7 protein-coding genes and 1 pseudogene are annotated in these 7,001 nt (G+C 44.1%); 3 read left to right on the top strand and 5 right to left on the bottom strand.

The annotated features are described in order from the left end of the window. Window positions 1-83 (top strand): annotated as a pseudogene (locus ACQKCG_RS07665) (IS5/IS1182 family transposase); the annotation flags it as partial. A 140-nt stretch (window positions 84-223) separates the two neighbouring features. Here the strand turns inward: ACQKCG_RS07665 and ahpC are convergent. Next, complete coding sequence (gene ahpC, locus ACQKCG_RS07660; RefSeq protein WP_057761534.1) at window positions 224-790, bottom strand: alkyl hydroperoxide reductase subunit C; 567 nt, start codon at window positions 788-790, stop codon at window positions 224-226. A 268-nt stretch (window positions 791-1,058) separates the two neighbouring features. On the opposite strand from ahpC, the gene ACQKCG_RS07655 reads away from it, so the two are divergent. After that, on the top strand, window positions 1,059-1,970 hold the full coding sequence (locus ACQKCG_RS07655; RefSeq protein ID WP_101206008.1) for a hydrogen peroxide-inducible genes activator: 912 nt from the start codon (window positions 1,059-1,061) through the stop codon (window positions 1,968-1,970). A gap of 40 nt (window positions 1,971-2,010) precedes the next feature. Next, window positions 2,011-2,682 (top strand): HD domain-containing protein, encoded by a 672-nt coding sequence (locus tag ACQKCG_RS07650; protein ID WP_101206009.1) that lies wholly within the window; start codon window positions 2,011-2,013, stop codon window positions 2,680-2,682. On the opposite strand, the gene ACQKCG_RS07645 is transcribed toward ACQKCG_RS07650, so the two are convergent. From ACQKCG_RS07645 to ACQKCG_RS07630, 4 genes are all read right to left on the bottom strand, one after another. After that, window positions 2,660-3,262: a methyltransferase domain-containing protein gene (locus tag ACQKCG_RS07645; protein ID WP_101206010.1), complete on the bottom strand. Its 603-nt coding sequence runs from the start codon at window positions 3,260-3,262 to the stop codon at window positions 2,660-2,662. The genes ACQKCG_RS07650 and ACQKCG_RS07645 overlap by 23 nt on opposite strands. Before the next feature lie 196 nt (window positions 3,263-3,458). Further along, complete coding sequence (locus ACQKCG_RS07640; protein ID WP_101206011.1) at window positions 3,459-3,992, bottom strand: M48 family metallopeptidase; 534 nt, start codon at window positions 3,990-3,992, stop codon at window positions 3,459-3,461. A gap of 216 nt (window positions 3,993-4,208) precedes the next feature. Beyond that, window positions 4,209-5,771 carry a DUF1513 domain-containing protein gene (locus tag ACQKCG_RS07635; protein WP_101206012.1) on the bottom strand — a complete coding sequence of 521 codons (1,563 nt, stop codon included), beginning with the start codon at window positions 5,769-5,771 and terminating at the stop codon, window positions 4,209-4,211. Between the two features lie 3 nt (window positions 5,772-5,774). Continuing rightward, on the bottom strand, window positions 5,775-6,926 hold the full coding sequence (locus ACQKCG_RS07630) for an imelysin family protein (protein WP_101206013.1): 1,152 nt from the start codon (window positions 6,924-6,926) through the stop codon (window positions 5,775-5,777). Between the last annotated feature and the right edge of the window lie 75 nt (window positions 6,927-7,001).

Here is a 7,001-nt window from a genome sequence, read left to right as displayed (position 1 = left end):
CCACTCGCTATGAGAAGTTAGCGCGTAATTTTAAGTCAATGCTTTATCTGGCGTGTACTATCGTTCATTGTAAGATGAATTGAAGACACGCCCTAACAATATCTATGCTTAAGACGTAAAAAGACCCCATCAACTTATGTTAATGGGGTCTTTATTTGTAGCACTGACTTAAATTAGATGTTTAAGATACAGCACTACTTTTATCTAAGTATGAAATGTCTACTTAGATTTTACCAACTAGGTCAAGACTTGGCTTCAATGTGTCGCCGCCTTGTTCCCATGCTGCTGGGCAAACTTCGCCATCGTTTTCGCGAACATACTGTGCTGCTTTCACTTTACGTAGCATATCTTTCGCGCTACGGCCGATACCGCCAGCATGGATTTCAGCGACTTGGATCAAGCCATCAGGATCTACTAAGAATGTACCGCGCTCAGCCAAACCTGCTTCTTCAATCATGACGTTGAAGCCACGAGTGATTTTACCAGTAGGATCGCCGATCATTGGGTATTGTACTTTACCGATAGCTTCTGAAGAATCATGCCATGCTTTGTGCGTGAAATGCGTGTCAGTAGATACTGAGTATACTTCAACACCAAGACCTTTTAGCTCGTCATAATGAGCGGCCATGTCTTCTAGCTCAGTTGGGCAAACGAACGTGAAATCAGCTGGGTAAAATAGGAAAATCGCCCAGTTGCCTTTTACGTCTTCTGAAGTGATGGTTTTGAACTCACCGTTTACGTATGCATCTGCTGAAAATTCTGGGATTTCTTGATTGATGATAGACGCCATGGTTGGCTCCTCTATAGTTAAGTAAATTGGAAATTATTTATATGGTTTTTTCAATTAGCCCTCTAGCTCTCTGGGCTACCTGACAAACTATACGCGAATTCTACGGTTAATCCAGTTAAAAGTTTTTAATGTGATGTTTTGTTTTATTAAACTTGTTAAACTATTATCTCTACATTTTATCATTAGTGCTTAATTGGTAATTTGCTACCTTATAAAGGTTGACCAAACATAATAAATTGCATTAAAAACCCACTAAAAGAGAGGTTTTATGATTACTTTACGACAACTTGAGTTTGCCCTAGCCGTCGCCAAACATCGTCATTTTAAACGTGCTGCTGAAGATTGCAATATCTCGCAATCTGCACTGAGTTTGGGTATCGCAGAATTAGAAAAACAGCTAGATACTCAGATTTTTGAGCGCAACAATAAACAGGTATTGATTACCCCTATCGGTCAAGACATCCTCACACGGGCGCAGCGAGTGTTTTCTGAGGTCAGCGATTTGACCACGCGTGCTCATAGCCATCAGACGCCGCTTGCCTATCCCATGACTGTCGGTATCATTCCGACGATTGCGCCTTATTTGCTGCCAAAAGTACTGCCTGCGCTGCGTGCACAATATCCAGAGTTCCGTATGACCATCGTCGAACAACAGACAGAGCGTTTGCTTGAACAGGTACGCTACGGTCATATCGACACCGCTATTATTGCGCTACCTTATGCGGTAGATGGGCTACACAGTTTTGAGTTTTGGAGTGAAGACTTCTTTGCCGTGTTCCCAAAAGATGACATACATGCCAAGCTTGAGACCATCAATGCTGACGAACTGGCAACTGCCAACCTCATGCTACTTGGTGAAGGACACTGCCTAACCGACCAGACCCTGTCTGTCTGTCATTTTGACCGTGCACAAATGAAATCAAGCTTCTCAGATGCCAGTCTAAATACTTTGATTCAAATGGCGCTTGCCAATATGGGCACGACGCTAGTACCTGAAATGGCGCTCGATCAGCTACACCTGCAAAACCAAAATGCCGTCGCCATACCATTGGCTGAAGATGGGCCGCATCGCCATATTGCCTTTGTCACCCGTCTGAACTATGCGCGTGTCGATGATGTTAGCTTGCTCGGTGAGGTGTTTAATAAAGCATTTAAAGATGCAGTGGCTAACAAAGAATAACCAAACCATTTTTACCATGTGCATAGTGAAAAAATGACATATGAAAACTGTCTCAAATAAGCATGATGAGCTTGGCAAGTGCTTTGCACAGCATTTGTCAACTATGACCAGTGATATCTCGCCAAAGCAAATAGATAGGCTTTGGCAAGATATCGTGACGCGCTATGGTGAACCACAACGTGCTTACCATACACTCAATCACATTGAGCAGTTATTGGTACAGCTTGAGAATATTAATCACATTCTGTCTGAGCCGCATATCACTGCATTGGCACTGTACTATCATGATGTGATTTACGACCCAACACGCTCCGACAACGAGCTAAAAAGTACAGAATTTGCGACAGATGCTTTGAGCCCTTATCTAAGCACAGAGCAATGCCAACACATTCACGCTCTCATTATGATGACCGCTAATCATCAGCTAGATACGTTGGTAGACAATGACAAATATAACGATGCGGCATATCTGTTAGATATGGATTTGAGTATTTTGGGTGCGCCTTGGTCTGCATATGAGCAGTATGCAAAGGCGATACGTCAAGAATATGCACACGTCGCCGATGACAATTACCGTGATGGGCGCACTGCAGTGTTACAAGGATTACTAGCACATCCCAAACTTTATCTGACTGACCATTACTATAATCAGTTAGAAACGCAAGCTCGTAATAATATTAAGCGCGAGCTTACTTTGCTCGCAGCTTTATAAACAGCTCACTACCCTGCCGCGCTAGATGTGAATTATAGCTGGGCTCCATAATATCGATATCAAAATGACTTTGAAAACGCTGTTGGTACTCTTCATTGCTGCCGCCGAATGGTGGCTCTTCCCGTCCAAAATCCGTGTCGAATAACAACCCAATCAGTTTACCTTGTGGCTTTAATAGCTTTGCCATCTGCTGCACGTATTCATCACGTCGCGACGGATTAATCGCACAAAAAAACGTCTGCTCAAGTATCCAATCGAATTGATATTGCTCAGCTGATAAGCTAAAAAAATCCGCACAGATCAGATGTTCAGAGGGAAAATCAGGATAGCGCTCTGCAAACGTCTCAATCGGTGCAGGGGCAAAGTCAACCAACGTGACATTGGTAAAACCTTGCTCATATAAATAGCCTACTTCGTAAGCATTACCTGCACCTGGCACTAGTATCGCTTGATTTTTCGCGCTCTCAGGTAACTGGTCAATATAAGCTTTGAGCGGTGGTGATACCTGTCCCATATCCCAACCGATGCTGTTCTTCTCATAACGCTGCTGCCAAAACTCCGCTTGGTTGACGTGTTCCATATGACATCCCTGTATATAAATCTATTGTTTAAACAACACAATTTGTATCGTTATTCCTTATCATATCAGGCTTATGCAGGTGTGTCCTTATTTTAAAAATGATGATAAAAATAGGACTTGTTGCTCAGCATAATGAAAGTTACATAGATGATATCAAGCTATTTATGAGGACTATTTAGATAGTTAGATGATAGGTTTAGTCCAGCTGCCCTGTCTTGCCCGCTAGGATATTATGCCATTGCAAATAATCTGGCATCGCTGTTGCAACCGCTTGCCAAAACGCTCGGCTATGATTGGCATGATGCAAGTGGCACAGCTCATGAACGATTACGTATTCGGTGCATTCGATAGGATAGGCAGGAAGATAAACCGATAGCCAAATTCGTTTTGCGCGCGTGTTGCAGCTGCCCCAACGTGTGTGCATTTTTTTTAACCGTATTTCATTGGCGTAAGCGCCAACGATTGGCTGCCACTTTTCAAATAGTGCAGGTGCGACTTCGGAGAGTTGTTGCCGATAATAGGTAACTTTTTTATCAGGACTGAGTGTAAATGATTGCTCTGTACCCCATAATAAAACTGAGTTATTAGCAGTTGAAAAGTTTGACGACGTATTCTGTCTACGTCTATATTGTTCTAATACCTGCGGATGATTTGCAATCGCCCAAGGCACCCGCTTAGCCACAGCATGCAACATTTGTGATGCGCTGACATGCATCGGTGCAGAGACCATCAACGTATGAGGCTTTAAGCAAAAATTGATATTTTTAACACGCTTTTTACTGATATGTAGCTCGATGCCTGCCTGTGCAAGCTGCTGTCTGACCGTATCTAAACTGGTATCTAAGCTAATGCTCTATCTCCTTGGCTGACTATTACTACTGTTCTAACAATACTCGTTACTAATCGCCATGCCTGTTCGTCTGTCGCTCTTGCTTAGCGCCATTTACTACAACGCTTGTAAGTGGTTGTCAAACGACATCATATGCAGTTGGCTGTCTTTGATAATCCACTCATGAGGTTCAACGTCGTCTACGTCCAATTTTACTTCTGGTAAAGTATTTACTCTTAACGCAGTTAACTGCCCTTGACCATCACTGACGATAAATCCTGTCGGCTCGGCATATTTATCAATTTTACTCATTGAAACACTAGAGTTAGCTAACACTGAAGCCCCTGCACAATCTGGCAGACTTACATCATCAATCAGCTTGCGAGTATGCAAATCATAAATCGCCGCACAGCCACCAATCGGCGTGGTCACACACAGTAAGTTACGCTCACTATCCACCGCCACGCTAGCGATATATTGGTGAAAACGTTGCCATTGATTGTTTGGCATAGTCAATGGAGTAAAGCTGCCGTCACCACGTTTATGAGTCAGCACTAACGGTACATTGATATGTTTTTCACCTTGGAACTGAATACCGATCATCACTGTGCCGTCATCGTGCATGGCTAAGTGGCGCACACTCATCTGATTATGCTCTGGAGTCACTTGCTCAAGCAGTGTGCCATCGTGACGATTCAGATAAACCAGTGAGGGTCGCATGGTATCTAGATTTAGCTCTTCGCGTGAGGCCTGCTCGGTTTTGATACCACCGTTTGCAATGACGAGCGTTTCGCTATCAGGATGCATAATCAGCTCATGCGGCCCGATACCATATGAATCAAACTCTGCTACTTTTTTATAAGCATCATGGGCATCATAGATACCAATTTTACCTGCCAGACTCACTGTGTCGTTCTCGGTTACATAGAACAAGCTGCCATCTAAACTGTAGCAAGCATGACCGTAAAAGTGACGGTTTACATCAGCTGTAATCGCATGCTGTACTTGCCCATTTGATGTATTAAGCACCCAGAATCTTTCGCTTGGACGGCGACCCATGACGACGACATCACGCCTTTGATTGATGTTACTATGCTGAGTTTGAGCTTCAGATACATTGATAGGCAGAGGTTGAACAACGATGTCATGGACACGCTCGGGCATAGTCGTCTGCCAAACGATTTGTCTGTCAGCATCAATACCTACCACACCAAAGTCATGCTCATTTTGGCTTGATGTGGCCTGATCCTTTGGCATGGATGCGACGCCACTGACCCAACTGACTGGTCGTGCCAGCATCGTTGTCGTATGCATGACAGCAAAGTCAGGCGTGTTACTTTTACCATCACCTACAGCATGATAAGCCTGCTTCCATGTTGCCGCTGCTTGCTCACAAGCATAGCGCAAGCGCGAAAGCTTCGGCGTTGAAACAGGTGCCGCATGTAATGCCTGCAACTGTGTACAAATACCATCTACATAATCTTGTAGACTGGCATCTGGATGCTGCTGCTTACGATAACAATGGTGAATACCAACCAATGCTGCCGTACCCACTGCTGTCAGCACTGAAGTCGTCAAAAGCTCATGAGCTGACGAAGTTGTCCCAGACCGATTAGACCTATTTAACTGGTCATGAGTCTGGGCTGCTGACACTGCTGTACTCGCTTCGATAGTAGACATTGTCTAATCGCCATCAGTGCTATTGAAGCCCACGCGAATACCAAGTGCTGGGATTAACTGGCGCTTAATCAGACGAGTGACATCAGTCAAATGATCGTATAACGCTTGTTGGTCGTCCTTACTAGCCTCTGATAAATCTTCTGGCATTTGTGCTAATAATGCAGTCGTATCAGCCAATGCAGTCGAGAGATTATCTGAAACTTTATTTTCGTCATTGCTACCAAGAATAGCGGTCAGTACTGGGTCAGTCATTGCTTTATTAATCGTATCTAACTTAGCATTGATGATAGCGCGGCTCTGACCAGCAGTAGCAGCAGGCAAATGACCCTTTGCTTTACCTGTCAGACCGAGTGGCTGATCAATAGCGTTAGATTTCATGGTCTCAATCAACGACAGTAGAGAGTTAATCCATTGATTTAAGCCTCTATCGCTTTCTGCTGTTTTGTCTATCGCCAATAAATCAGTCGCGTTTTGCTGCCAGTTTTTCTCGATGTCTTTTAGACGCGTGCTCAACGCACTACTGGCACTAATCACATAAGCACACTGACCAGCGTCTAGACTTTCATTGGCAAACAAAGCTTCTTCCAACCCTGGCACACCCTGTACGATAGCACTCTCGCCAGCAAGCTGCTCTGGCGTTAGTTTTGGATTGGCAGCAATCAAATCAGCCACGCCACTATGTACGAGTCCGCGCTCGTCAGGATAGTAGTTTATATATAGATTGCTCATGCTAGCAGTCGCAGGACCAAAGTTGACCATCTCAGCACTTGACCATGCTTTTGCCAATGCTAGCCACTGCGCACGTAATGCTTGTAGCTCGTCGCCACTTACTGGAGCTTGGATACAATGTTTCTGCGCCAATTCGTTCAACAGATCGCTTTGCTTGGCTGCATCAGCATACGCAGGAATCACGATATCGTCTGCCACATGCGTCAAATACGTTTTTGCAGTCTCAGGGCTGATATCTACTGCAACGATTTGCTCAGTACTTTCTTTGCTGTTTTCTACTGAGCTGTCAGTAGCTACACTGTCTTGCACAACTTTTTGGCTGTCTACATCTGCAGTTTTGTTGTCATCGGCAGGTTTGACACAACTGATCAACAGTCCAGCACTTAATGCAGATAGCGCCATTGCCAAAGCGTGGTTTATTTTCATAGGTTTCTCGGTAATGTTATAGGTAGTAATTTATAGCGTTTTTATAATGACTTTATTACAGTGACTTTATTACAA

Source organism: Psychrobacter sp. NPDC078929, assembly GCF_050267985.1.
Lineage (GTDB): Bacteria > Pseudomonadota > Gammaproteobacteria > Pseudomonadales > Moraxellaceae > Psychrobacter.
Note: the sequence above shows the minus strand (reverse complement) of the source record. Positions and strands in the feature narration are given on the sequence as shown.